Consider the following 24188-nt stretch of genomic DNA (forward strand, 5'->3'; position numbering starts at 1 on the left):
CCGTCTTTGAGGCATCAGTCCCTCTCTCAGGACTGTCCCTTATATCCTTGTCTCAGTTTTGGGGTGCACTCCACATCTACTGCCTACTGCCTACTGCCTACCATCTCCGCCAGCCGCCGCACCGTGTTCCAGTTGCGCGACGTGCCGACACCGAAGCGCTTGTGATTGGCGGCGGCAACCAGCCGCGAGCTCGGCCGCTCGCGTGAGAAGACGAGCCAGATGTCGCCGTCGACCAAAAGCACCTTCTCATCGTTGGCGGCATGGGCCCGGAGTGCTTCAACGGCATCCGCAGGCACCTTCTCGCGCATCACACGTACAGCCACTTGGTCGCCCGTGTCAGCGGATTCAGCCGGGAACGGATTGCCGGCAGAAAGCCGCAGCCAATCCTCGGCGCCGCGCACGATGATGTCGACATGGCGGCCGAAGGTCTTTTCGAAGGCTTTTTCCAGCCGCTGTTCGAGCTTTGAGATCTCGCCCGCTCGAGCCTCGAACACCAGATTGCCGGTGGCCACCAGCGTGCGGACGTTCTTCAGGCCCAGTCCCTCGGCCATCGCCTTGAGGTCGGCCATGACCACGCGCCGCCCCTCGCCCAGAATGATGCTGTAGAGCAGCGCTACATAGGTCCGCATCAAACCAGGCGCGACTGATCCACCGCCGCCGAAATAAAGCTTGCGAACAGCGGATGCGGGTCGAGCGGCCGGCTCTTCAGCTCGGGGTGATATTGCACGCCGATGAACCAGGGATGGTCGGGATACTCGATCGTCTCGGGCAGCACGCCGTCGGGCGACATGCCGGCAAACACCAGGCCGCAATCCTCGAGCCGCTGCTTGTAGTCGATGTTGACTTCGTAGCGGTGCCGGTGGCGCTCGGAAATCTGCATGTCACCGTAGATATCCGCTATTTTCGAGCCCTTGGCGAGTTCGGCCTGGTAGGCGCCGAGCCGCATCGTGCCGCCGAGATCGCCTGTGGCCCTGCGCTTTTCCAGCATATTGCCCTTCAGCCACTCGGTCATCAGGCCGACGACGGGCTCGTCGGTCGGACCGAACTCCGTCGACGAGGCATGGTCGACGCCAGCCAACGAGCGGGCCGCCTCGATGCAGGCCATCTGCATGCCGAAGCAGATGCCGAAGTAAGGCACCTTGCGCTCGCGGGCGAACTTTGCCGCCAGGATCTTGCCTTCCGAACCACGCTCGCCGAAGCCGCCGGGAACGAGGATGCCGTGCACCTTCTCCAGCCAGGGTGCGGGATCTTCCTTCTCGAATATCTCGCTTTCGATCCAGTCGAGCTTGACCTTGACGCGGTTGGCGAGGCCGCCATGCGACAGCGCCTCGATCAGCGATTTGTAGGCGTCCTTGAGGCCGGTGTACTTGCCGACGATGGCGATGGTCACCTCGCCTTCCGGATTGTGGATATTGCTGGAAAGCTTTTGCCACGGCTCCATGCGCGGCTTCGGCGCCGGATCGATGCCGAAGGCCGCCAGCACTTCCGAATCGAGGCCTTCCTGGTGATAGGCCAAAGGCACGTCATAGATATGCGGCACGTCCAGCGCCTGGATCACGGCGCTTTCGCGCACGTTGCAGAACAGCGACAGCTTGCGGCGCTCTTCCTTCGGGATCGGCCGGTCCGCGCGCACCAGGAGGATGTCGGGCGCGATGCCGATGCCGCGCAATTCCTTGACCGAATGCTGCGTCGGCTTGGTCTGCAGTTCGCCGGCGGTCGGGATGTAGGGCATCAGCGTCAGATGCACATAAACCGCGTTGTTGCGCGGCAGGTCGTTGCCGAGCTGACGAATCGCTTCCAAGAACGGCATCGCCTCGATGTCGCCGACCGTGCCGCCGATCTCGCACAGCACGAAGTCGTAATCGTCATTGCCGTCCACCACGAAATGCTTGATCTCGTCGGTGACGTGCGGGATCACCTGCACGGTCGCGCCGAGATAGTCGCCGCGCCGCTCGCGCTCGATGATATTCTTGTAGATGCGGCCGGTGGTGATGTTGTCCTGCTGGTTGGCCGAGCGGCCGGTGAAGCGCTCGTAATGGCCGAGATCGAGATCGGTCTCAGCACCGTCATCGGTCACGAACACTTCGCCATGCTGGTACGGCGACATCGTTCCAGGGTCGACATTCAAGTAGGGATCGAGCTTTTTGATCCGCGCGCGATAGCCCCGCGCCTGCAGAAGAGCCCCAAGAGCTGCTGCGGCGATGCCTTTTCCGAGTGAGGAAACCACGCCGCCAGTGATGAATACATATCGCGCCATGGGAGTCATCGCTTAACGCGGCCTGATTGATTCCGCCAGAGAAAAAACCGCCGCGAAGGCTTTTTCCCAAAATGGCGCCGGTGCCGGTGATCGGCGTTTTCACTATTCAAAACAAAAGGGCCGGCAGTGCCGGCCCTTTCGGCAGTTTGATGGAAAGCCTTAGATAATAACAACCTTGGTGCCGATCCTGACGCGGCTGTAGAGGTCCATGACGTGCTCGTTGATCATGCGGAAGCAGCCGTTGGAGGCGCTGGTGCCGATCGACTGCGGCGCGATAGTGCCATGGATGCGCAGATGCGTGTCCTTCTTGCCGTCGTAGAGGTAGATGGCACGCGCGCCGAGCGGGTTCTGGCCGCCGCCGTTCATGCCGTCCTTGTACTGGCCGTAGTGCTTCGGCTCGCGCTTCTGCATGTCGAGCGTTGGGATCCAGCGCGGCCATTCCTGCTTGTCGCCGACAGCCACCGTGCCCTTGAACTGCAGGCCTTCGCGACCAACCGCGATGGCATAGCGCCGCGCCGTCGAAAAGCTCTCGACGAGATAAAGGCGACGGGCACTGGTATCGATGACGATCGTGCCAGGCTCATAACCCGAGAACGCAACGTCCTGCGGCACGAATTCCGGCTTCACCTTGAAGGGCCGCTTGGCGTCCTTCTTGGCCAAAGCCGAATCGAGCGCGCGGGTTTCCGGCAGGTAGGCGATCGACGTCGATTGCGCGGCGCCGCCGAACAGACCCGCGAACAGACCGCCGCTGCTGGTCTGCTTCTGCCCGGGCTGCTCGCTGCGCAGTTCGCCGTCGTTGCCGGTGGCCGCGACGTTCATCGCCTCTGCCGGGATAGGCTCCTCGGTCTGGACGGGAGCGAGCGGCGCGACCGGCTCCAGCGGCGCGATGATCTTGGTGGTCTTCTTGGCAGGCTTGGCGTCGGCGACTTCAGCCGGAGCGGCCGCGCCGCCGGCCTTCTTGGCGAGCCATTCCTGGCGCGCGGCGTCCGCCTTGGCCTTGGCCGCCTCGCGCATCGCCATCTTGCGAGCATCGAGCGCCTTCTGTTTGGCGGCTTCCTTGTCGGCCGCGATCCTGGCCTCGATCTTGCTGATCTGCGCGAGATCGTCCGAGGTCGGGTTTTTCTTCTTCTTGAGAAGCCTCAGCTGCGATGCGTCGCTCTTGGCGGCGGCAACGGGAATGGCGTCGGTTTTCTCTACCGACGGGGAGGAGACCATGTTTGCCGGTCCGGCAAGGGCCGCGGAACCCATGCCGAGGACGGCACAGACTCCCAAAATGATGAAGCTGCGAAGCTGCATGGCGAAGATCCGATCGTTCAAATGCAAGTTGCCCACGGCGTCGCCCGGCGCCCCCCAAGGACGCCGAAAGTGCCGCGCGCAATCTATAATCGATTAGCCGTCATCGCCTCAAGCTGAGGCAGGCGCCACGCCCGGTTGAATCTTCGTGATCGGGCGCGCATTTGCCGCGACTGTGTTCAAAGAACAACAGATCGCGGCCCGGTGCTTGTCCGGCTATTGGTTCGGAACCTGCGGGGTGACCGGCAAGGTGACGCCGTTGGTCGCCGGCGCGGTGGTCGGATTCGCGAGCGCCGGCGCTGTGGCCGGAGCCGGCGCAGTAGTGCCGTTGGCAAGCGGCGTGGTGGTCGCCGCACCGCCAGCCGGAGCCGCGGGAGCAGAGCCGCCGGCCGGGGCCGCGGGCTTGGAGGTACCCACCGGTCCGTTGGACCCCGGCAGCTGGTTGAGCACGCCGTTACCCTGGCTCGACGTCGCCGGACGATCAAGAATGTCGATCGGCTTCTCGCCGTAGCGGGCAATGATCGACAGCGCCAGCGACGTCACGAAGAAGGCCGCCGCCAGGATCGCGGTGGCGCGGGTCAGCGCGTTGGCGGCACCCCGCGCCGTCATGAAACCGGAACCGCCGCCGATGCCCAGGCCGCCGCCTTCGGAGCGCTGCAGCAGCACCACGCCGACAAGGGCGAGCACGACCATGAGGTGGACGACGATCAGTACGGTTTCCATAATTTATCCTGGCGAGGCCCTGCGCGACCGCGCATACGACCGATGATTTGGAGGCGGCTCCTTACAATGCTTTGGCGGCATTTCCAAGCCCGTGGCCGGGAATATGGGAAGCAATGCGGCCATTACAACGATTTAGGCCGCGCGAGCCTGGGAGACGCTCTCTAGGAGATGTTCATGTAAGCTTCCGCAATGGCCAGGAAGTCGGCTGCCTTGAGGCTGGCGCCGCCGACCAGCGCGCCGTCGACATTCGCGACGCCGAGCAGTTCCACCGCATTGGAAGGCTTGACCGAGCCGCCGTAAAGAACGCGCATCCTCGCCGCGGCATCGCCGAGCAGCCCGGTCAGCTTGCCGCGGATATGCGCATGCGCCTCGGCGACGTCGGCCGCGGTCGGCGTCAGGCCGGTGCCGATGGCCCAGACCGGCTCGTAGGCGATGATGGTGTTCGCCGCGGTGGCGCTGGTCGGAACCGACCCTTCGAGCTGGCGCGACAGGACATCGAGCGTGGCGCCCGCCTCACGCTCGGTGCGCGTCTCGCCGATGCAGATGATGGCCACCAACCCTGCCCGCCAGGCCGCCGAGGCCTTGGCATGGACCGTCGCATCATTGTCGCCGAACAGTTCGCGGCGCTCGGAATGGCCGACGATGACGTGGCTTGCGCCGGCATCCTTGAGCATCTCGGCCGAAATCTCGCCGGTAAAGGCGCCGCTCTCCTTGGGATGGCAGTCTTCTCCACCGGCCCGAACCGGTGTGCGCGACAGGATCTCGGCGGCGCGCTGGAGCAAGGTCGCCGGCACGCACACCACCGCCTCGGTCTCCGCGTCCAGGCCGCTCATGAAGCCGTTGCCGATCGACCGCAGCTCGTTGAGGGAGGCGCTGGTGCCGTTCATTTTCCAGTTGCCGGCGACAAGCGGGCGGATTCCAGGGGTCATGGGGCGCGTTCTCCGAGCGACATTAAGCAGCGCCCTCACTACCAAAATCAGGTCACAAAGCAATCGACAGTGGGCCGGAAGGGCGCTATTGCGCTTGTTTCAGACTCGGCGCATGCGAAAATGCGCAAAAATCGGAAGTATGCATGCTTGGTATATTGAGAAGCGCGGCGGGCACCTGGGTCGCGAAGGCGTTGCTGTCCTTGCTGGTGCTAAGTTTCGCCGCCTGGGGCATCACCACCCGTATGGTGGGTGGTGTGCTGGGTGGCCACCATGCGGTGATCACCGCCGGCGGCACGGAGGTTTCGATCAACGAATACCGCCTCGCCTATGATCGCCAGCTCAGCCTTCTGTCGCAGCAATATGGCCAGCGCGTCACCCAGGAGCAGGCCAAGCTTCTCGGTGTCGACAACCAGGTGCTGGCGCAGCTCGTTTCGGGCGCTGTGCTGGACGAGCAGGCGCGCAAGCTCGGTCTCGGCCTTTCCAAGGATCGGCTGGCCGAACTGACGCGCGAGGATCCGGCCTTCAAGGGCCCCAGCGGCCAATTCGATCGCCGGACCTTCGAATACCTGCTTCGCCAGCTCAACATGCGGCCCGAGGATTACCTCAAGAACCGCTCGCAGGTGGCCGTGCGCCAGCAAATCATCGAAGCGATCTCCGACGGCATGAAAGTGCCGCAGACCTTCCTCAAGGCGGTCTCGCTCTATCGCGGCGAGGATCGCACGATCGACTACCTCGTGCTGCCGAAGACGCTGGTGCAGCCGATCGAGGCGCCGTCCGACAGCGCCCTCAACGCCTATTTCGACGCCAACAAGAAGAACTATGCCGCTCCGGAATACCGCAAGTTCTCTTATGCCCGGTTGGAGCCGCAGGACATCTCGGATCCATCCGCGGTGACGGACCAGCAGGTCAGCGATGACTATAAAAAGAATGTCGCGCGCTACACGACGCCCGAGATGCGCACCATCGAGCAGCTGGTGTTCAAGACGCCGGATGCGGCCAAGGCCGCTTTGGATTCGCTGAAGGCTGGCGCCACTTTCGACAAGCTCATCACCGCCGAGGGCAAGACGCAGGCCGACACGCTGCTCGGCACGCTGGCCAAGGACAAGATCGCCGACAAGGCTGTCGCCGACGCGGCCTTCTCGCTCAATGCCAACGAGGTGAGCCAGGTCGTCCAGGGCGCCTTCGGTCCCGTGCTGTTGCGCGTCACCGAGATCAAGCCGCAGGTGGTGAAGCCGCTTTCGGAAGTGTCCGCCCAGATCCGTAAGGACCTGGCGCTCGGCGAAGCAAGCCGCATCCTGCTCGACGTTCACGACAGCTATGAGGACACCCGCGCCTCGGGCGCCTCGCTTGCCCAGGCCGCCGACAAGCTGAAGCTCAAGGTCGTCACCATCGATGCCATCGACCGTACCGGCCAGCGGCCGGACGGCACGATCGTCAACGACCTGCCGGAATCGGCCGAGCTGATCAAATCGGTGTTCGCGGCCGAGCCCAATACGGAGAACGAAGGCCTGACCACCGCCGACAACGGTTTCGTTTTCTACGAGGTGCAGTCGATCACGCCGGCGCGCGACCGTACATTGGACGAAGTCCGCAAGAAGGTCGCGGCCGACTGGACGGAGGCCGAGACCGACAAGCGGCTCGACGCGAAGGCTCAGGAACTGGAGAAGCGCCTCAAGGCCGGCACCACGCTCGACGTCATCGCCGGCGAGCTCAAGCTCGACAAACAGACCAAGCGCGGCTTGAAGCGCGAAGCCGACGATGCCGATTTCGGCAAGGAGGGTGCCGCAGCCATGTTCGGCGTCGGCGAAGGCGGCACTGGCTTGATCCCCTCGCCCACCGGCGACGGTCAGATCCTGTTCAAGGTCGCCGAGGTCTTCGAGCCGGCAGGCGCCGATGGCAGCGCGGTGCCGGACGAAGCCCAGAAGTCCTTCGGCGCCGGCATGTCCGACGACCTGCTCGACCAGCTGGTGGCGCAGTTGCAGTCGCAATATGACGTTCGCATCGATCCGAACGCCGTTTCGCAAGCACAGACACGATGAGCGCTCTGAAGACACACATAGCCAAGGTCGCCACCGGCACCGCGCTTTCCTTCGAGGAAGCGCGCGAGGCGTTCGACATCATCATGTCGGGCGACGCGACGCCCGGCCAGATCGGCGGCTTCCTGATGGCGCTGCGCGTGCGCGGCGAGACGGTGGGCGAGATATCCGGCGCGGTCGCCACGATGCGCGCCAAGATGCTGCGCGTCGAGGCGCCGCACGACGCCATCGACATCGTCGGCACCGGCGGCGACAATTCGCATTCGGTCAACATCTCGACCGCTTCGGCCTTCGTCATCGCAGCCGCCGGGGTGCCGGTCGCCAAGCATGGCAATCGCGGCCTGTCCTCGCTGACCGGCTCGGCCGACGTGCTGACGGCGCTTGGCGTCAAGATCGATATCTCGCCCGAAATGATCGGCCGCTGCATCCACGAGGCCGGCGTCGGCTTCATGTTCGCGCCGGCGCATCATCCGGCGATGAAGCATGTCGGGCCAACCCGCGTCGAGCTCGGCACGCGCACCATCTTCAACCTGCTCGGGCCGCTGTCGAACCCCGCTGGCGTCAGCCGCCAGATGGTCGGCGTTTTCCTGCCGGAGTGGATCATGCCGGTGGCCGAGACGCTGAAGGCGCTGGGCGCCGATCACGCCTGGGTCGTCCACGGCGACGGCTATGACGAGATCACCACGACGGGCGAGACCCAGGTGGCGGAGCTTGCCGGCGGCGAGATCCGCAGCTTCAGCTTGACGCCGGAAGCCGTCGGACTGAAGCGGCACACCAAGGAAGAACTGCGCGGCGGCGACGCCGCCTACAACGCCAAGGAACTGCGCGATATGCTGAGCGGAACCGCCGGCGCCTATCGCGACACGGTGCTGATGAATGCCGGCGCCGGACTGGTCGTGGCCGGCAAGGCGACGACATTGGCCGATGGTATCGCCGCGGCGGCGCAAGCGATCGACAGCGGCCGCGCGCTTGGCGTGCTGGACAAGCTCGTCGAGATTTCGAACGGATAAGGCCTTGTCGGACATCCTGCGCAAGATCGAAGCCTACAAGCGCGAAGAGATCGCCGCGGCGAAGCTCCGCGTGCCGCTGGCCGAGATCAAGGCGCAGGCTGTGGACGCCGAGCCACCGCGCGGTTTCCTCGCGGCGCTCGAAGCCAAGCGCCGGGCTGGCGGCTTCGCGCTGATCGCCGAGATCAAGAAGGCCAGTCCCTCCAAGGGCCTGATCCGCGCCGATTTCGATCCGCCGGCGCTGGCCAAGGCCTATCAGAAAGGTGGCGCGGCCTGTCTTTCGGTGCTGACCGACGCGCCGTCCTTCCAGGGCGCTCCGGAATTCCTGACGGCGGCGCGTGCGGCCGTGCGCCTGCCGGCCCTGCGCAAGGATTTTCTGTTCGATCCCTACCAGGTCTACGAAGCACGCGCCTGGGGCGCCGACGCAATCCTGATCATCATGGCGAGCGTCGACGACGCGCTGGCCAAGGAGCTTGAGGCGATCGCTTTCGAGCTCGGCATGGACGCCCTTGTCGAGGTGCATGACGAAAAGGAAATGCAACGCGCGCTTGGCCTGTCATCGCGCCTGATCGGCATCAACAACCGCGATCTGCGGACCTTCGTGACCAGCCTCGATGTTTCGGAGCGACTGGCGGACATGGTGCCGGCGGACCGGCTGCTGGTCAGCGAAAGCGGCATCTTCACGCATCAGGACTGCCGCCGGCTGGAAAAGAGCAGGATTGGCACTTTCCTCGTCGGCGAGAGCCTGATGCGGCAGGCGAACGTGGCCGCGGCGACCGAGCTTCTGCTGACGGGCAAGGCGCCGGCCGAGGCCGTTTGAGGATGCCTGCCCTCACCCATCTTGGCGCCAAGGGCGAAGCCAATATGGTCGATGTCGGCGACAAGGCCGAGACGACGCGCACGGCGATCGCCGAAGGTTTCGTCTCGATGCGGTCTGAAACGCTGGAGATGATTCTCGCCGGCGATGCCAAGAAAGGCGATGTGCTAGGCACGGCCCGTATCGCCGGCATCATGGCCGCGAAGAAGACGCACGAGCTGATCCCGCTCTGCCATCCGCTGCTTCTGACAAAAGTTGCCGTCGAGATCGAGCCGGACCGTTCGCTGCCCGGCCTCAGGGTCACCGCGCTCGCTCGCGTCACCGGCAAGACCGGCGTGGAGATGGAGGCGCTGACCGCTGCCTCGGTCGCCTGCCTCACCATCTACGACATGGCCAAGGCGGCGGACCGCGGCATGGTGATCTCCGGTATCCGTCTGGTCGAGAAGACCGGCGGCAAGTCCGGCGACTACAAGGTGGATGCCTGATGGCATTGGTTCCGGTCGCCGAAGCGCTCCAACGCCTGCTCGACGGCGCCACGCCATTGCCGGGCGAAAGCATTCCGCTGGCGGAAGCGGCCGGGCGGGTCCTGGCGCAACCGGTTGTGGCGCTGCGCACGCAGCCGCCCTTCAACGCCTCCGCGATGGACGGCTATGCCGCGCGTTCCGCCGATGTTGCCTCAGTGCCGGCGCAGCTCGAGGTCATCGGCATGGCGCCTGCCGGGCGGGGCTTTTCCGGATCCGTCGGGAAAGGCCAGGCCGTGCGCATCTTCACCGGCGCGCCGGTGCCCGAAGGTGCCGATACCATCGTCATCCAGGAAAACGTCCGCGACCTTGGCAACCGCAAGATCGAGGTGACCGAGCCGACCGCGGAAGCACGCAATATCCGCCGCGCCGGGCTCGACTTCGGCCAGGGCGATGTGCTGCTCAACAAAGGTCGCGAACTCGATGCGGCAGCGCTTTCGCTCGCGGCGTCGGCCAACCACCCTGCCTTGAGCGTCGTACGCCGGCCGCTGGTTGCCATCATCGCCACCGGCGACGAATTGCTGCCGCCGGGGAGCGCGCTCGGCCCCGACCAGATCATTTCCTCCAACGCCTATGGCGTTGCCGCCGCCGCCCAGTCCGTCGGCGCGCGCGCGCTCGATCTGGGCATCGCCGCCGACCGCAAGGAGGCGATCGCGGCGCTGGTCAGGAAAGCGGTCGAGGCGAACGCAGACGTCATCGTCACGCTCGGCGGCGCGTCGGTCGGCGACCACGACCTGATCCATGACGTGCTCATCGGCGAAGGCATGACGCTCGACTTCTGGAAGATCGCCATGCGCCCCGGCAAACCGCTGATGTTTGGCCGGCTTGGCAATGTCCGATGCATCGGCCTGCCCGGCAACCCGGTGGCCAGTATCGTCTGCTCGCAACTCTTCCTGAAACCGCTGCTTGCCCGGCTCGGCGGCCGCGATCACAGGCAGGACGTACGAGCCGCCCGGCTGGGCGCCGCCATGCAGGCTAACGATGTCAGGCAGGACTATGTGCGCGCCGTCGTGCGCGAAGAAGCCGGCGCCCTGATCGCAACACCTTTCGGCATCCAGGACTCCTCGATGCTGCGGATGCTCGCCGACGCCAACGGCCTGATCGTGCGCGAGCCCTTCGCGCCGGCCGCCGAGACAGGCGCCGAATGCAGCGTTCTGATGTTACGCTGAACAAAACGTCAACAAATTCACTAAACTTTAAACGGTTGCGGAACACAACTGGAACAGATAGTGTTTGTTCTGGGTTTGTTTTTCTGATTCTGGTTTCAGAACCCGTGGGGGCCGCCGATGCTGACGCGCAAACAACATGAACTCCTGATGTTCATCCATGAACGCCTGAAGGAGAGCGGGATTCCCCCATCCTTCGACGAGATGAAGGAAGCGCTCGACCTTGCATCCAAGTCCGGCATCCACCGGCTGATCACGGCGCTGGAAGAGCGCGGCTTCATTCGCCGGCTGCCTAACCGGGCGCGTGCGCTGGAAGTGTTGCGCCTGCCCGACTCGATCGCCCCCGGCCTCAATGCGGCGAAGAAGTTTTCGCCAAGCGTCATCCAGGGCAGCCTGGGTCAGAACAATGTCAGTCGTCAGATCAGGCCGGTGGCGCCGTCGCGAGCCCCGACGCCAAGCAATGACGACGATGCTGTTTCGGCCGTATCCATCCCGGTAATGGGACGCATCGCCGCCGGTGTGCCAATCGACGCCATCCAGCACCAGACGCATTCGATCACCGTGCCGCCGGACATGATCATGGGCGGCGAGCACTATGCGCTGGAGGTCAAGGGCGACTCGATGATCGAGGCTGGCATCTTCGACGGCGATACCGTCATCATCCGCAACGCCAATACGGCGAGCCCGGGCGAGATCGTGGTTGCGCTGGTCGACGACCAGGAAGCGACCTTGAAGCGCTTCCGCCGCAAGGGTGCCTCGATCGCGCTCGAGGCCGCCAACCCGGCCTATGAAACCCGGATCTTCGGGCCGGACCGGGTCAAGGTTCAGGGTAAGCTCGTCGGACTTATCCGCCGCTACTGAGCAAGGCTGGGCGGCGGTCTTCGTCCGGAATTGCCCGGCATCTATTCTGCCGGCTGCGGCGCTGCAGCCGGCTTGTCCGGCCGTTGATAGGGCGGCAAGCCCCTCGCCTCGCGCGTGTATTTCCGCTGCTCGTGCCAGGGCCGATATGGTTCTTCGACCGCATAGCGAGCAGTTGGCCGCGCGGTTGCCGATTGCGGATCGAAGAAGACGGCGGCGCTGCCGTCGCGCGCCAGCTGCCGCTTGGTGACGACAAGCACGCGCGGATCGCGGCAGGGGTTGTAGGCGGTGGCGTCGTTGATCACGATGAGGTCGGCGAAGCCGCAGGCCGGCCGCGCGCTGCCGCGGTTCTCGGCGAGCGCGACGATCGCGCCGGACGGGTGCCGGCCGATGCAGAGGTCACCTGTACAGTAGAAGGGCGAGCCGGGCGGCAGGTCGACCGGATCGGCGATGTCCAGTGCATCTTTGGCGAATGTCTCCGGCGGCACGATTTCCTCGGCTTTCAGCGCCCGTTTCCAGTTGTCGGTGGTGAACTCGTTGGAGCGTACGCGATTGACGGCGAGCTCGCCGCCGCCGATCGGCATCGCCACAAGATGCGCGTCCTCCGAGATAAGCACATCCGGCGTGCGCACATGGGGAACAGCCAGCAGCGCGGCAAGAGCGAAGGGCACGGCTGCCAACCTAAGCCAGGTGGTGGCCATGGTCGCGATGACCAGCGCGATCGTCGCCAGCAGCACCGACTGGATCGAGATCAGCCCGACGGCATCGACCGGTGAGCGCTCGGAGATCCACGCCGAAATGGCGATCATCGCCGTCAGGCCCTTGCCCATCACATAAAGGAACGGACCGTCGAAGCCGAAGGGCATCGCCAGCGCGCTCAACACGGCGAACGGCATGACGATCAGCGAGACGATCGGCATCACCGCCAGATTGGCAAGTAGGCTGAGCGGCGACACGCGCTGGAAATGCCAGATAGCAAACAGCAATGTAGCGCTGCCCGCGATGAGCGAGGTTACGGCGGCGCCACCCACCCCGAGCGCCAGTTTTCGCGACAGGTACCCGAGGAACGATCGCTTTGCCGGCGGCGCTGTCGTTTTGCCGGCGCGATAATCGGCAAAGCCGGCATAGGCGCCGACCAGGGCGGCGGTGGCAGCAAACGACATCTGGAAGCTCGGGCCGACCACCTCGTGCGGCGAGACAAGGATGACGGCGATGGCCGAGATCGCCAGGTTGCGCATGGTCAGCGCCGCGCGGTCGAAGAGGACGGCGGCGAGCATGACAGCCAGCATGATGAAGCTTCGCTCGGCCGCCACGACGATGCCGGAGATCACGAGATAGGCGGCGATCGAGAGCAACGCTATTCCAGCGGCATATTTCTTCACCGGCCGGCGCGACGAGAAATCCGGAAACAGCGCGAAGGCGCCGCGCAAAAGCACCATTATCGTGCCGGCGACCAGCGCCATGTGCAGGCCCGAGATAGAAATGATGTGGTAGATGCCGGTCCGCCGCATCGACTCGTTGATCGCTTCCGGAATGCCGGCGCGCACGCCGACGATCAGCGCCGCGGCGATCTCGCCTTCGGACCCGCCGATGGCGCTCCTGATATGGTCGGCAATGCCTTCGCGCGCGTTTTCGATGGCCGATGCGACGCGCGCGCCAAAAGGTGCCTCCACTGGCCCAATCAGCTTCGGGTCGCCCAGGAAAAAGCCGCTGCCGCCAATGCCGGCAAAGTAGCTGTCGAAGGAATAGTCGTAGCTGTCCGGCCGAACCGGGCCGGTCGGCGGCAACAGCTTGGCATAGCCCGTCAGCATCGAGCCGGCGGTCATGCCGGGTGGGATCCTGCGCGCCGACAACCTGACGCGGTCCGGCGCGTAGCGCAGTTTCGGACGCTGCGTGGAAATCAGATCGATGGTCAGGCGGACACGGCCATTGGCCATCGCCTCGGCGGTGACGAGGCGGCCCGTCAACCTGGTTTGGATTTCGGACCCCAGCATCGGGGTCGCCATCCGCCAGGTCTCCACCTTGGCCGCGAGAAAGCCCAAGGCGCAGAAAAACGCCGCCATGAAGACAAGGTGCGTTCTGTGCCGGGAACGCGAGATAGCCGCGCAGACGGCCATCAGAGCCACCGCCGCGAGCGGCCTGTGGAGATCGGGCTCGGTATTCAGCGAGAAGTAGTAGATGACGCCGGCCGCAAGGAAGACCGGCACCAGCAGGAAGCCGATGCCGCGATCGAGCTCGGTCGCGGCGGCGACGGCAGCGCTTCGACGCAGCGCAGGAAGCGAAACGCGGCCAAGCTGTTTGCGGATCCGGCTGACGGTGCCTGCCGGCGAGGCTGGCTGTAGCGCATCGTCGCTGGACGGCAGAAGCTCGGTTGGTGGACGGAATTGCGGAAGCGAAACCGGCGCGGCCTCTGCGGGCGAGGCATGGACAAACATCAGGCGCTCGCTGACGCCCGCCGTCGTTCCCTCGCCCTTCTCCGCGCCCCGGCCACGTCCAGCCATCGGGTCTGCCCCTTGCGCCCCAGACCGCCTATGCTACATGAACGCCGACCGCGTGGAAGTCCGCGCGAAACATGCATTTTTTCAGTGCTTCTTCGAGAGTTCCATGTCCGACAAGGTCGTCACCCGTTTTGCCCCCTCGCCCACCGGCTACCTGCATATTGGCGGGGCGCGCACGGCGCTGTTCAACTGGCTCTATGCCAAGCACACTGGCGGCACGATGCTGCTGCGCATCGAGGACACCGACCGCGAGCGCTCCACCGAGGCTGCCACGGCTGCCATTCTCGACGGATTGACCTGGCTCGGCCTCTCCTGGGACGGCGACGCCGTCTCGCAGTTCGAGCGCGCGCCGCGCCATCGCGAGGTGGCCGAGGAGCTCGTGCGCATGGGCAAGGCCTATTACGCCTATGAGACGCCGGCCGAGCTCGAGGCGATGCGCGAGGCCGCGCGCGCCAAGGGCCTGCCGCCGCGCTACAACGGCCACTGGCGCGACCGCGCTCCGTCCGAGGCGCCGGCAGGTGTCAAGGGCGCAATCCGCATCAAGGCGCCCACCGAGGGCGTGACGATCGTCAACGATCGCGTGCAGGGCGAGGTGCGCTTCCCGAACAAGGATCTCGACGACTTCATCATCCTGCGTTCTGACGGCGTCCCGACCTACATGCATGCTGTCGTCGTCGACGACCACGACATGGGCGTCACCCACATCATCCGCGGCGACGACCACCTGACCAACGCCGCGCGCCAGACGGTGATCTATAACGCCATGGGCTGGGACGTGCCGTCGATGTCGCACATCCCGCTGATCCACGGCGCCGATGGCGCCAAGCTGTCGAAGCGGCATGGCGCGCTCGGCGTCGAGGCCTATCGCGCCATGGGCTACCTGCCGGAAGCCCTGCTCAACTATCTGGCGCGGCTCGGCTGGAGCCATGGCGACGACGAGGTGATGTCGATCAAGGACATGGTCGCCTGGTTCGACATCGGCGACGTCAACAAGGGCGCGGCCCGCTTCGATTTCGCCAAGCTCGAGGCGCTGAACGGCGTCCATATGCGCAAGATGGACGACCAGGCGCTGTTCGACATCTTCGTCGCCACTTTGCCCTATCTCGAAGGCGGCCCCGCACTTGCGGCAAAGCTCGACGACAAGCGCAAGGCGCTGCTGCTCGCCGCCATGCCCGGCCTCAAGGAGCGGGCCAAGACCCTGGTGGAACTGGTCGACGGCGCGGCCTTCCTGTTTGCCGAGCGGCCATTGCCGCTGGACGAGAAGGCGGCGGGCTTGCTCAACGCGGATGCGCGCGCGATTTTGCGCGGCGCGCATGGCGCATTGTCTTCTGTCCAGGGCGAGTGGAACGCCGCTTCGGCGGAGGCTTCGATCCGCGAATTCGCGCAGGCCGGCGGGCACAAGCTCGGCGCCGTAGCGCAACCGCTCAGGGCCGCGCTGACCGGCCGCAGCACTTCGCCCGGCGTGTTCGACGTGCTTGCCGTGCTGGGCCGTCAGGAAAGCCTGGCGCGCATAGCAGATCAAATCGATTAGGAGCGAACTGGCCCAAGAAGATTGGCATTGAAAGGTGTGTTTCGCAGTGCAACATTAGGCCTTGGCCCAATCTGGCACGCACCTCCTAAAATGCGGTGGCGAGTTCGCGCATTCCGGTGACTTCGACGTGTCGTTTGCAGGAATTGCCTTGCCGGCATGAGGATACAAAAGGAGTTGAGAATGAGCGAAGCTGCGACAAAACTGGAACCGGGCAGCAAGGCGCGCGAGTCGACCGCCAGGCTCGAACTCGCCGGCAAGACGCACGAATTGAAGGTGCGAAGCGGCACGGTCGGGCCCGACGTCATCGACATCGGTTCGCTCTACAGCACGACCGGCGCCTTCACCTACGATCCGGGCTTCACCTCCACCGCAAGCTGCGAGTCTGGGATCACCTTCATCGACGGCGATGCGGGCATCCTGCTGCATCGTGGTTTCCCGATCGACCAACTTGCCGAGCATGGCGACTTCCTCGAAGTCTGCTATTTGCTGCTCTACGGCGAGTTGCCGACCAAGGCCCAGAAGGACGACTTCGACTATCGCGTGACGCGCCACACCATGGTGCATGAGCAGATGTCGCGCTTCTTCACCGGCTTCCGTCGCGACGCGCATCCGATGGCCGTCATGTGCGGCGTGGTCGGCGCGCTGTCGGCCTTCTACCATGACTCGACCGACATCTCGGACCCCTACCAGCGCATGGTCGCCTCGATGCGCCTGATCGCCAAGATGCCGACGATCGCGGCGATGGCGTATAAGTACCATATCGGCCAGCCGTTTATTTACCCGAAGAACGATCTCGGCTTCGCGGCCAACTTCCTGCACATGTGCTTTGCCGTGCCGTGCGAGGAGTACAAGATCAACCCGGTGCTGGCGCGCGCCATGGACCGCATCTTCATCCTGCACGCCGACCACGAGCAGAACGCCTCGACCTCGACGGTTCGCCTGGCCGGCTCTTCCGGCGCCAATCCGTTCGCCTGCATCGCCGCCGGCATCGCCTGCCTGTGGGGTCCGGCGCATGGCGGCGCCAACGAAGCGGCGCTGAACATGCTGGGCGAGATAGGCCATGTCGACCACATCCCCGAGTTCATTGCCCGGGCCAAGGACAAGAACGACCCGTTCCGCCTGATGGGCTTCGGCCACCGCGTCTACAAGAACTACGATCCGCGCGCCAAGATCATGCAGAAGACCGCGCATGAGGTGCTAGGCGAGCTCGGCATCAAGGACGATCCGCTGCTCGACATCGCCATGGAGCTGGAAAAGATCGCGCTGACCGACGAGTATTTCATCGAAAAGAAGCTCTATCCGAATGTCGATTTCTATTCCGGCATCACGCTGAAGGCGCTGGGCTTCCCCACCACCATGTTCACCGTTCTGTTCGCGGTCGCGCGCACCGTCGGCTGGATCGCGCAGTGGAAGGAAATGATCGAGGATCCGCACCAGAAGATCGGCCGCCCGCGTCAGCTTTACACCGGCGCCACGGAACGCGACTACGTGCCGATTGCGAAGCGGTAATTGAGCGAATGGCGAAATAGCGAGTAGCAAATAGGGGAAGAAGGGCAAACCGACACAGCCCTACTCGCTATTCGCTACTCCCTATTCGCTTTCTTGATACACCCCATCACCACTTCCGCGGCGATCTCGCCCGAGGGCCGTTCGGTCGCCATGCGTCGGGCGATCTCGGCAAAGCCCGCCTTTTGCCAGGCGCGCATGCCGGTGTCGGCAAACAGGGCTTCCAACTGCCGGGCGAGGTTCTCCGGCCGGACATACTGGTCGTAGAATTCCGGGACCAGCGCGCGGTCGGAAATGAGGTTGGGCAGCAGCGCCGACCACGTCATCACCATATGCTGCAGAAGCTGGCGCGCGATCGGGTCGAGCTTGTAGCAGGAAACCATTGGAACGCCTGCGAGCGCCAGCTCCAGCGATACCGTTCCCGAGGCAATCAGCGCAGCGTCGGCCTTGCCGAAGGCCTGCCATTTGCGCTCCGACTCGGTGACGATTTCCGGCTTGTCGTCCCAGCTTGCGATCGACGCCTTCACCAGCTCGGCGACATGCGGCACCGTCGGCAACAGCAGGCGAAGGCGATGGCCGCGTTGGCGCAACGCCGACATTGCCTTGCCGAACGGTTCCATCAGCCGCCGGACTTCGCCGCGGCGCGAGCCTGGCAGCACCAGCACCGTCTTGACGCGGTCGCCAGTGAGGTCGCGCGGCTGGCTCTGCGCCTTGGCGGCGCCGAGCACGCCCGGATCCTGCGTCAGCCGATGGCCGACATAAGTGCCCGGCGGTCCGCCGAGACGAGCGAGCGCCTTCACCTCGAACGGCAGGATGCAGAGGATATGGTCGACATAGGGCTTCATCGCCACCGCCCTGCCCGGCCGCCAGGCCCATACGCTCGGGCAGACATAGTGGACGATCGGGATGGCCCGCGCCGTTGCGCGGACCTTCTTCGCGACGCGCAGCGAGAAGTCCGGGCTGTCGATGGTGACCAGGCAATCGGGCCGCTCGGCCGCGATCGTCGCCGCCGTCTGGCTGATCCGGCGCATCAGCCGTGGCAGGTCGCGCAGCACCGCGCTGAAGCCCATCAGCGCGATCTCGCTGCCATCGAAGAGCGGGGTCAGCCCCAACTGCTGCAAATGCCGGCCGCCAATGCCGACGAGTTGCACCTTGCGGCCGGTCGCGCGCTCGAGCGCCCGCACGATATCGGCGCCGAGCAGATCGCCGGATTCCTCGCCGGCGACGATCGCGATCTTGAGCGGCTTGTCAGCGACCATTGGCGGGCTCTCCATTGGTCAGCTCAATTGCCGGCAGACCGACGATGAACAGGCCAAGCGCGTTCGCGCGAGCAAGCGTGGTCGGGCCTTCGAGAATAAGCGAACGGCCAGCCTCGACGGCTACGCCGGCAAGGCCTGCCGCATGCGCGGCTTCGATCGTCTGCGGGCCGATGGTGGGCAGGTCGGCCCGCAATTCCTGACCCGGCTTGGCGCATTTGACCAGCACGCCGCGCGCCTTGCCGGCCAGCCTGCCGTGGCCGCGCAATTCGCGCATTCTGTCGAGCAGGCCGGCGGTGCCTTCAATACCTTCGAGGGCGACGGCTCGACCTCCGATCGCAATCGCTGCCTGGCCGATATCGAGCGCGCCGATGGTCTTGGCCGCCATACGGGCGGCCTCGATGTCGCGCCAGTCGGATTGGTTTGGCCCGGCCGCCGTCAATGTGCCTTCGCCAGCTGTCAGTTCCGGAACGACTTCGTGGGCGCCGACGACCTTGACGCCTCGCGTTTCGAGGGCTCGGGTCAGCATCTTCAGCAGGCCATCGTCTCCGCGCCGCAAGGCTTTGACCACTAAGGGAATTATCGCCAGCAGGCCAAGTGTCGGCCTTATCTTGCTCAGCCGCGGCCTGCGCTTGATCTCGCCGGCGAGGACAAGGTGCGTGATGCCCTGGCGCTTCAGCAACGGAAACAGCAGCCCGATGTCTTCCAGCGCGAGTTTTTGCTGATCGTAGGCCGCAAAGTCCGCCTCGCGATCGACCTCACCGGCGGCGATGATGACGAAAGGCACGAAACCATGCTTGACCAGGCCGTCGGCGACTTCGACGGGCAGCCTGCCGCCACCGGCGATAATGCCGACCTTCGAGCCCGGCGCGAGTGAAAGCCTCGGCGTCGCGGGCTCAGCCCTCGTCATCGCCACTGTCATCGTCGTCGCCGCCCTTGAGCGACGGGACGGCAAAGTGCCGCTTGCCGCGACTGGTGATGAAATCGATGATCTTCATGGCCGTTGGCGACCCGGCGAATTCGGCCTTGGCGAGCTCAACATTCTCGCCGACGGTGCGGGAACGATCAAAAATCGCCCTGTAAGCTTTGCGCAGCAGGTAGATTTCGGAACGCGGCAGGCCGGAGCGCTTGAGCCCGATGATGTTCAAGCCGCGCAGGCTGGCCCGGTTGCCGACGGCAATGGCATAGGGAATGACATCACCGACAAACGCCGAGCACCCGCCAAGAAAGGCGTTGTCCCCGACGCGCACGAACTGATGCACGGCGCTCAGGCCGCCGATATAGACGTTGTCGCCGATTTCGCAGTGGCCGCCGAGCGTCGCGCCATTGGCGAAGGTGGCATTCTTGCCGACGACGCAATCATGGGCGATGTGGGCATAGGCGAGGAAATTGCCATTGTCGCCGACAGTCGTCTCGCCGCGGCTGGTATCGGTGCCGACATGCATGGTCACGCCTTCACGGATGGTGCAATTCGCTCCGATAACCAGGGTGGTGCGCCCGCCCTTGTGCTTGGTGTTCTGCGGCGGCGCGCCGAGCGTCGCCATCGGATAGACCTTCGTCCCGGCCCCGATGGTGGTGGCGCCCATCACCGACACATGGCTGACCAGCTCGACGCGATCGCCGATGATTGCATCGGCGCTGATATGGCAGAAGGGTCCGATGCGGACGCCTTCGCCGAGCCGGGCTCCTTCTTCGACGACCGAGGAAGGATGGATGGATGTCTGGACTTTCATGAGCATTTCGAACCGTCAGCCGGTAACCATCATGGCCGAAACTTCGGCTTCGGCGGCTTTTGCGCCATCAACCATCGCCTCGCAGGCGAATTTCAGCAGGTTGCCGCGCTTCTTGATCTTTTTGACATGGATCCTGAGCTGATCGCCCGGAACCACCGGTTTGCGGAATTTCGCATTGTCGATGGTCATGAAATAAACCAGCGAGGGCTTTTCCGTGTTGAGGCTGCGAATGCAGATCGCGCCGGCGGTCTGGGCCATGGCCTCGATGATGAGCACGCCGGGCATGACCGGCTGCTGAGGAAAATGGCCTTGGAAATGCGGCTCGTTGATGGTCACGTTCTTGATGCCGACGGCGGACTCGTCGCCGTCTATGTCGATGATGCGATCGATCAGCAGGAACGGATAGCGGTGCGGCAGGAGCTTCATCAGCCCCATGATGTCGACCGCGTCGAGTGTCGTTGCCACCATGTCAGCCATTTCCGTCGCCTTGCTTGCGCGTCCTGGCCATCTTGCGCAGCATCGCTATTTCGCGCATGGCTTCCGCCATGGGCTGCGCCGGGTAACCTCCCCAGATCTCGCCTGCCGGCACGTTGTTCATGAATCCACTTCTCGCAGCAAGCTTGGCCCCTGGCCCGATGGTCAGATGATCGGCGAGGCCGACACCGCCACCCATGGTGACGTTGTCGCCGACGACGACGGAACCGGAGATACCCGAAAGCCCTGCTATAATGCAATTACGGCCGATGCGAACATTGTGGGCGATCTGCACCAGATTGTCGATCTTGGTGCCTTGGCCGATGACGGTGTCGGACATCGCGCCGCGGTCGACGGTCGAATTGGAGCCGATCTCGACATCGTCCTGGATGATGACGCGGCCGATCTGCGGCACGCGTTCAGGCCCCTTGGCGCCGCCGACGAAGCCGAAGCCGTCCTGGCCGATCCTGGCGCCGCCATGGATGATGACGCGATTGCCGACAAGCGCATATTGAATGCTGGCGCCGGGGCCGATGAAGCCGTCGCGGCCGATCTGGCAGGAACGGCCGACAACGGCGTGAGGCGCAATGACCGTGCCGCTGCCGATGGACACGTCAGGGCCGATCACGGCGCCGGCCTCTACGATCGCCCCGTCCTCGATATGCGCGGACGGATCGATGAACGCATGTGCCGATATGCCGGTTTCTCCGGTCATCGGCCCCGGAGTCGCGGCCTGCGGAAACAACAGGCGCCCAACCATCGCGAAAGCCTGTTGCGGACGGGGATGCATGAGCACCGCGATGCCTGGCGGCGCCTTGCTGGCAAAATCGGCAGGACACAGGACCGCGGCCGCCCTGAGCGACTGCATCAGGGCGAAATTGCGCTTGCCGTCGACAAAGACGAGCGCGCCATTGCCACCCTCGTTGGCGGGAGCCAGCGCCTCGATGGCAATTTCAGCCTGCGCGGAATCGAGCAGGCTGGCGCCGGTCAGATTCGCGACCTCGCCAGCCGTATACCGGCGTGAAGGCGCGAAGAACACCGGATCGGTCATTCCAGAAGCAATATCCAGCTGGGTCGGCTCAGTCTAGTCCGGGCCGTCAGGCGGCCCGGACGTCGCGACCGCGAAATTAGAAGCGGGTCGCTATGCCGAAGTTGAATTCCTGCACATTGTCGGACGATTCTTTCTTTACCGGAATCGCGTAGTCGATGCGGATCGGGCCGAACGGCGAGGCCCACATCAGGCCGACACCCACCGAAGCGCGCAGATTTATGCCGGTGGAGTCCGGGTTAACGCCGACAAGTTCGTTGCCATAAAGCGTGGCCGCATCAGCAAAGACGGCGCCGCGCAGGCCAAAGCTCTCAGGAATGACCGGAAGCGGGAACTGGGCTTCCGCGGAGGCGTTGAAATAGGTCGTGCCGCCGAGATGGTCACCGCTAGTTCCACTAGCCACAGGACCGATGCCGCCATACTCGAAGCCGCGGATCATGCGATCATTGCTCTGGAAGAGATCGAAGATGCGAAGATCGCCATTGCCGTAGCCTGCAAGGTAACCTGCGCCGCCGGAAACCAGGCCGACGATATCAAGCTGCTCGGACAAAGTCTGGTAGACGCTTGCGCGCCCTGTGAACTTGACCCACTTGGCGTCGCCGCCCAAACCAGCGAACTCGGTCGTACCGGTGATATAAAGGCCCTCATGCGGGTTCTTCATGTCGTCGATGGTGTTGTACACCAAACCCAGACTGACAGATGATTTCAGCCAAGGGCTCTCCGCGATGCCAGCTTGGATTGCCGGCGAAACATTACACTTCGCGGGGTCTAGCACACCGCTGGTCAAGCAATTGTCTGGGTAGTCATACTTCTCTTGCGAGATATTGTACGCCAGCTGCGTCGTAACGTTGTCGGTGATCGGCAGGCCGAACCGAACGGTCGCGCCGGTGGTGTCCGTGTCGTAGTGATCGTATTCGCGGGTCGACTTGTAGATATCGAAGCCCGCCGCGATGCGCCGACCGAGGAAGTAGGGCTCGGTGAAGGAAAGGGCGAAGTCGCGCGAATTCTTGCCGCCGCCGGCCGACAGCTTGATGTACTGGCCGCGACCGAGGAAGTTGCGTTCGGTGATCGAACCTTCGATGGACGGGCCGGGCGTGTCGCCGCCGGTCGAATAGCCGGCGCCGACCGAGAACTCGCCGGTCGACTTCTCGACCACGGTGACCACGAGGACGACCTGGTCAGGGGCTGAGCCCGGAACCGTCGAAATGTCGACGGACTGGAAATAATCAAGGTTTTCCAGCCGCTTCTTCGCGCGCTGGATGAGAACCTGGTTGAAGGCGTCGCCCTCGCTGACATCGAATTCGCGACGGATGACATAGTCGCGCGTGCGGTCGTTGCCGCGGATTTCGATGCGCTCGACATAGGCCTTGGTGCCCTGGTCGATGGTGTAGACGACCGAAATGGTGTGGTTCTCGAAATTACGGTCGCCGCGCGGCGTCACCTGGGCGAAGGCATAGCCCGAACCCGCGACCTTCTCGGTCAAGGCGACGATCGAATCCTCGACGTCCTTGGCGTTGTAGACGTCGCCCTTGTGGGTCTCGACCGCCGATTCCAGCGATTTCGAGTCGACTTCGGGGATGGTGCTTTCCACGCTGACGTCGCCGAACGTATAGCGATCGCCTTCCTGCACGGTGATTGTGACCGTGTATTTGTTGGTGGTGTCGTCAAGCTCGCCGACGGCCGAGACGACCTGGAAGTCGGCATAACCGTGATTGTAGTAGAAGCGGCGCAGCAGCTCCTGGTCGGCGCGCAGCTTGTCCTCGTCATAGACGTCGTCGCGCAGCACGAAGGACAGCCAGGACGAGCGCTTGGTGTTGATGACGTCAGACAGGCGGCGACCGGAATAAGCGTGGTTGCCGACGAAATTGATCGCCGCGATCTGGGTGCGGCCGCCTTCGTTGATGTTGAAGACCACGTTCACGCGGTTGTCGCCGAGATCCATGATCTGCGTGGTCACGGCGGCGTCGTCGCGGCCGATGCGCTTGTAGGCTGCCTTGACCGATTCGACATCGGCATCGAGCGCCTGCTGCGAGAAGGTCGCGCGCGGCTTCAGCTGGATAGCAGCCTGGAGCGCGTTGTCCTTGAGCTTCTTGTTGCCCTGGAACAGGACCTGGTTGACGACCTTGTATTCGGAAACCTTGACGACCAGGCTCGAACCGACCTGGTTGATCTGGACGTCCGAGAACAGACCGGTGCCGAACAGCGCCTTGACGGCTTCGTCGATATCGGAGCTGGAGAACGGCTTGCCCGGCTTGATCGAAATGTAATTGCGGATGGTCTCGGCATCGACGCGCTGGTTGCCGCTGACCTCCACCCGCGAAATGACCGCGGCCTCGGCCACCGACATGGCGGCGAACTGCACTGCGAGCGCGCCTGGCACGACCAGAGCGGCCGACAAAGCCGCCGCGGAAGCGGCGCTCAGAAACTTGGATGCTGCCTTCATCGGGCTTTTGTACCTTTTTCTCGTAGTCCCCACGGCGAGAAAACCGGACGTGCGGTATTTTCCCTTACCGTATTAACCGGATTTTCCCTACA

At 64.2% G+C, this 24188-nt stretch carries 20 protein-coding genes; 8 read left to right on the forward strand and 12 right to left on the reverse strand.

Annotated elements, in window-relative coordinates:
• Positions 1 to 83: 83 nt before the first annotated feature.
• The 5 genes from FJ471_RS06700 to tpiA all read right to left on the reverse strand — a co-directional run bounded on the left by FJ471_RS06700 (position 84) and on the right by tpiA (position 5202).
• Complete coding sequence (locus FJ471_RS06700; protein WP_140802388.1) at positions 84 to 629, reverse strand: DUF1697 domain-containing protein; 546 nt, start codon at positions 627 to 629, stop codon at positions 84 to 86.
• The gene (locus FJ471_RS06705) at positions 629 to 2266 is read right to left on the reverse strand and encodes a CTP synthase (protein ID WP_140802389.1); all 1638 of its coding nucleotides are present in this window, start codon (positions 2264 to 2266) and stop codon (positions 629 to 631) included. Before FJ471_RS06705 ends, FJ471_RS06700 begins: the two co-directional genes overlap by 1 nt.
• Positions 2267 to 2416: 150 nt before the next feature.
• Positions 2417 to 3553, reverse strand: a complete 1137-nt coding sequence (locus tag FJ471_RS06710) for a L,D-transpeptidase (protein WP_140802390.1) — start codon at positions 3551 to 3553, stop codon at positions 2417 to 2419.
• Positions 3554 to 3766: 213 nt separating this feature from the next.
• Positions 3767 to 4273: a preprotein translocase subunit SecG gene (secG, locus tag FJ471_RS06715; RefSeq protein ID WP_140802391.1), complete on the reverse strand. Its 507-nt coding sequence runs from the start codon at positions 4271 to 4273 to the stop codon at positions 3767 to 3769.
• A 161-nt stretch (positions 4274 to 4434) separates the two neighbouring features.
• Positions 4435 to 5202 carry a triose-phosphate isomerase gene (gene tpiA / locus FJ471_RS06720; protein ID WP_140802392.1) on the reverse strand — a complete coding sequence of 256 codons (768 nt, stop codon included), beginning with the start codon at positions 5200 to 5202 and terminating at the stop codon, positions 4435 to 4437.
• A 143-nt stretch (positions 5203 to 5345) separates the two neighbouring features.
• Between tpiA and FJ471_RS06725 the strand changes: the two genes are divergently transcribed.
• The 6 genes from FJ471_RS06725 to lexA all read left to right on the forward strand — a co-directional run bounded on the left by FJ471_RS06725 (position 5346) and on the right by lexA (position 11610).
• The gene (locus FJ471_RS06725) at positions 5346 to 7241 is read left to right on the forward strand and encodes a peptidyl-prolyl cis-trans isomerase (RefSeq protein ID WP_140802393.1); all 1896 of its coding nucleotides are present in this window, start codon (positions 5346 to 5348) and stop codon (positions 7239 to 7241) included.
• A complete protein-coding gene (gene trpD / locus FJ471_RS06730) occupies positions 7238 to 8248 on the forward strand; it encodes an anthranilate phosphoribosyltransferase (protein WP_140802394.1) in 1011 nt (336 codons plus the stop codon). Before FJ471_RS06725 ends, trpD begins: the two co-directional genes overlap by 4 nt.
• 4 nt (positions 8249 to 8252) lie before the next feature.
• Entirely contained in the window at positions 8253 to 9065 is an 813-nt protein-coding gene (gene trpC / locus FJ471_RS06735) for an indole-3-glycerol phosphate synthase TrpC (protein ID WP_140802395.1), read from the forward strand.
• Positions 9066 to 9067: 2 nt separating this feature from the next.
• Entirely contained in the window at positions 9068 to 9547 is a 480-nt protein-coding gene (moaC, locus tag FJ471_RS06740) for a cyclic pyranopterin monophosphate synthase MoaC (RefSeq protein ID WP_140802396.1), read from the forward strand.
• Positions 9547 to 10752 carry a gephyrin-like molybdotransferase Glp gene (glp, locus tag FJ471_RS06745; protein WP_140802397.1) on the forward strand — a complete coding sequence of 402 codons (1206 nt, stop codon included), beginning with the start codon at positions 9547 to 9549 and terminating at the stop codon, positions 10750 to 10752. The genes moaC and glp overlap by 1 nt, the downstream gene beginning before the upstream one ends.
• A 117-nt stretch (positions 10753 to 10869) precedes the next feature.
• Positions 10870 to 11610 carry a transcriptional repressor LexA gene (gene lexA / locus FJ471_RS06750; protein ID WP_140802398.1) on the forward strand — a complete coding sequence of 247 codons (741 nt, stop codon included), beginning with the start codon at positions 10870 to 10872 and terminating at the stop codon, positions 11608 to 11610.
• Between the two features lie 41 nt (positions 11611 to 11651).
• Here the strand turns inward: lexA and FJ471_RS06755 are convergent, their stop codons facing one another.
• Positions 11652 to 14108: a ComEC/Rec2 family competence protein gene (locus tag FJ471_RS06755; protein WP_140802399.1), complete on the reverse strand. Its 2457-nt coding sequence runs from the start codon at positions 14106 to 14108 to the stop codon at positions 11652 to 11654.
• A gap of 103 nt (positions 14109 to 14211) precedes the next feature.
• Here FJ471_RS06755 and gltX point away from each other — a divergent pair, with 103 nt between their 5' ends.
• Together gltX and gltA are read left to right on the forward strand one after the other, a co-directional pair.
• Positions 14212 to 15636, forward strand: coding sequence for a glutamate--tRNA ligase (gene gltX / locus FJ471_RS06760; protein ID WP_140802400.1), 1425 nt, complete (start codon positions 14212 to 14214; stop codon positions 15634 to 15636).
• Positions 15637 to 15816: 180 nt separating this feature from the next.
• Entirely contained in the window at positions 15817 to 17145 is a 1329-nt protein-coding gene (gene gltA / locus FJ471_RS06765) for a citrate synthase (protein WP_140802401.1), read from the forward strand.
• Between the two features lie 74 nt (positions 17146 to 17219).
• Here gltA and lpxB read toward each other — a convergent pair whose 3' ends face one another.
• The 6 genes from lpxB to bamA all read right to left on the reverse strand — a co-directional run bounded on the left by lpxB (position 17220) and on the right by bamA (position 24096).
• Entirely contained in the window at positions 17220 to 18401 is a 1182-nt protein-coding gene (gene lpxB, locus FJ471_RS06770; protein ID WP_140802402.1) for a lipid-A-disaccharide synthase, read from the reverse strand.
• Positions 18391 to 19308: a UDP-2,3-diacylglucosamine diphosphatase LpxI gene (lpxI, locus tag FJ471_RS06775; RefSeq protein WP_140802403.1), complete on the reverse strand. Its 918-nt coding sequence runs from the start codon at positions 19306 to 19308 to the stop codon at positions 18391 to 18393. The genes lpxB and lpxI overlap by 11 nt, the downstream gene beginning before the upstream one ends.
• Complete coding sequence (gene lpxA / locus FJ471_RS06780; RefSeq protein WP_140802404.1) at positions 19295 to 20131, reverse strand: acyl-ACP--UDP-N-acetylglucosamine O-acyltransferase; 837 nt, start codon at positions 20129 to 20131, stop codon at positions 19295 to 19297. The genes lpxI and lpxA overlap by 14 nt, the downstream gene beginning before the upstream one ends.
• A gap of 15 nt (positions 20132 to 20146) precedes the next feature.
• Positions 20147 to 20608, reverse strand: a complete 462-nt coding sequence (fabZ, locus tag FJ471_RS06785; protein WP_140802405.1) for a 3-hydroxyacyl-ACP dehydratase FabZ — start codon at positions 20606 to 20608, stop codon at positions 20147 to 20149.
• Positions 20601 to 21656 (reverse strand): UDP-3-O-(3-hydroxymyristoyl)glucosamine N-acyltransferase, encoded by a 1056-nt coding sequence (gene lpxD / locus FJ471_RS06790; protein WP_140802406.1) that lies wholly within the window; start codon positions 21654 to 21656, stop codon positions 20601 to 20603. The genes fabZ and lpxD overlap by 8 nt, the downstream gene beginning before the upstream one ends.
• Before the next feature lie 76 nt (positions 21657 to 21732).
• A complete protein-coding gene (gene bamA, locus FJ471_RS06795) occupies positions 21733 to 24096 on the reverse strand; it encodes an outer membrane protein assembly factor BamA (RefSeq protein WP_140802407.1) in 2364 nt (787 codons plus the stop codon).
• Positions 24097 to 24188 lie beyond the last annotated feature (92 nt).

This window comes from Mesorhizobium sp. B2-7-1, assembly GCF_006440735.1.
GTDB lineage: Bacteria > Pseudomonadota > Alphaproteobacteria > Rhizobiales > Rhizobiaceae > Mesorhizobium.

Bases quoted from the DNA above. Each gene is read 5' to 3' on its own strand.
- gltX (WP_140802400.1), top strand. From the start codon at position 14,212: ATGTCCGACAAGGTCGTCACCCGTTTTGCCCCCTCGCCCACCGGCTAC.
- lpxA (WP_140802404.1), bottom strand. From the start codon at position 20,131: ATGAAAGTCCAGACATCCATCCATCCTTCCTCGGTCGTCGAAGAAGGA.
- FJ471_RS06710 (WP_140802390.1), bottom strand. From the start codon at position 3,553: ATGCAGCTTCGCAGCTTCATCATTTTGGGAGTCTGTGCCGTCCTCGGC.
- bamA (WP_140802407.1), bottom strand. From the start codon at position 24,096: ATGAAGGCAGCATCCAAGTTTCTGAGCGCCGCTTCCGCGGCGGCTTTG.
- lpxD (WP_140802406.1), bottom strand. From the start codon at position 21,656: ATGACCGATCCGGTGTTCTTCGCGCCTTCACGCCGGTATACGGCTGGC.
- moaC (WP_140802396.1), top strand. From the start codon at position 9,068: ATGCCTGCCCTCACCCATCTTGGCGCCAAGGGCGAAGCCAATATGGTC.
- trpD (WP_140802394.1), top strand. From the start codon at position 7,238: ATGAGCGCTCTGAAGACACACATAGCCAAGGTCGCCACCGGCACCGCG.
- secG (WP_140802391.1), bottom strand. From the start codon at position 4,273: ATGGAAACCGTACTGATCGTCGTCCACCTCATGGTCGTGCTCGCCCTT.
- fabZ (WP_140802405.1), bottom strand. From the start codon at position 20,608: ATGGCTGACATGGTGGCAACGACACTCGACGCGGTCGACATCATGGGG.
- FJ471_RS06705 (WP_140802389.1), bottom strand. From the start codon at position 2,266: ATGACTCCCATGGCGCGATATGTATTCATCACTGGCGGCGTGGTTTCC.
- FJ471_RS06755 (WP_140802399.1), bottom strand. From the start codon at position 14,108: ATGGCTGGACGTGGCCGGGGCGCGGAGAAGGGCGAGGGAACGACGGCG.
- tpiA (WP_140802392.1), bottom strand. From the start codon at position 5,202: ATGACCCCTGGAATCCGCCCGCTTGTCGCCGGCAACTGGAAAATGAAC.
- lexA (WP_140802398.1), top strand. From the start codon at position 10,870: ATGCTGACGCGCAAACAACATGAACTCCTGATGTTCATCCATGAACGC.
- lpxI (WP_140802403.1), bottom strand. From the start codon at position 19,308: ATGACGAGGGCTGAGCCCGCGACGCCGAGGCTTTCACTCGCGCCGGGC.
- lpxB (WP_140802402.1), bottom strand. From the start codon at position 18,401: ATGGTCGCTGACAAGCCGCTCAAGATCGCGATCGTCGCCGGCGAGGAA.
- gltA (WP_140802401.1), top strand. From the start codon at position 15,817: ATGAGCGAAGCTGCGACAAAACTGGAACCGGGCAGCAAGGCGCGCGAG.
- FJ471_RS06700 (WP_140802388.1), bottom strand. From the start codon at position 629: ATGCGGACCTATGTAGCGCTGCTCTACAGCATCATTCTGGGCGAGGGG.
- FJ471_RS06725 (WP_140802393.1), top strand. From the start codon at position 5,346: ATGCTTGGTATATTGAGAAGCGCGGCGGGCACCTGGGTCGCGAAGGCG.
- glp (WP_140802397.1), top strand. From the start codon at position 9,547: ATGGCATTGGTTCCGGTCGCCGAAGCGCTCCAACGCCTGCTCGACGGC.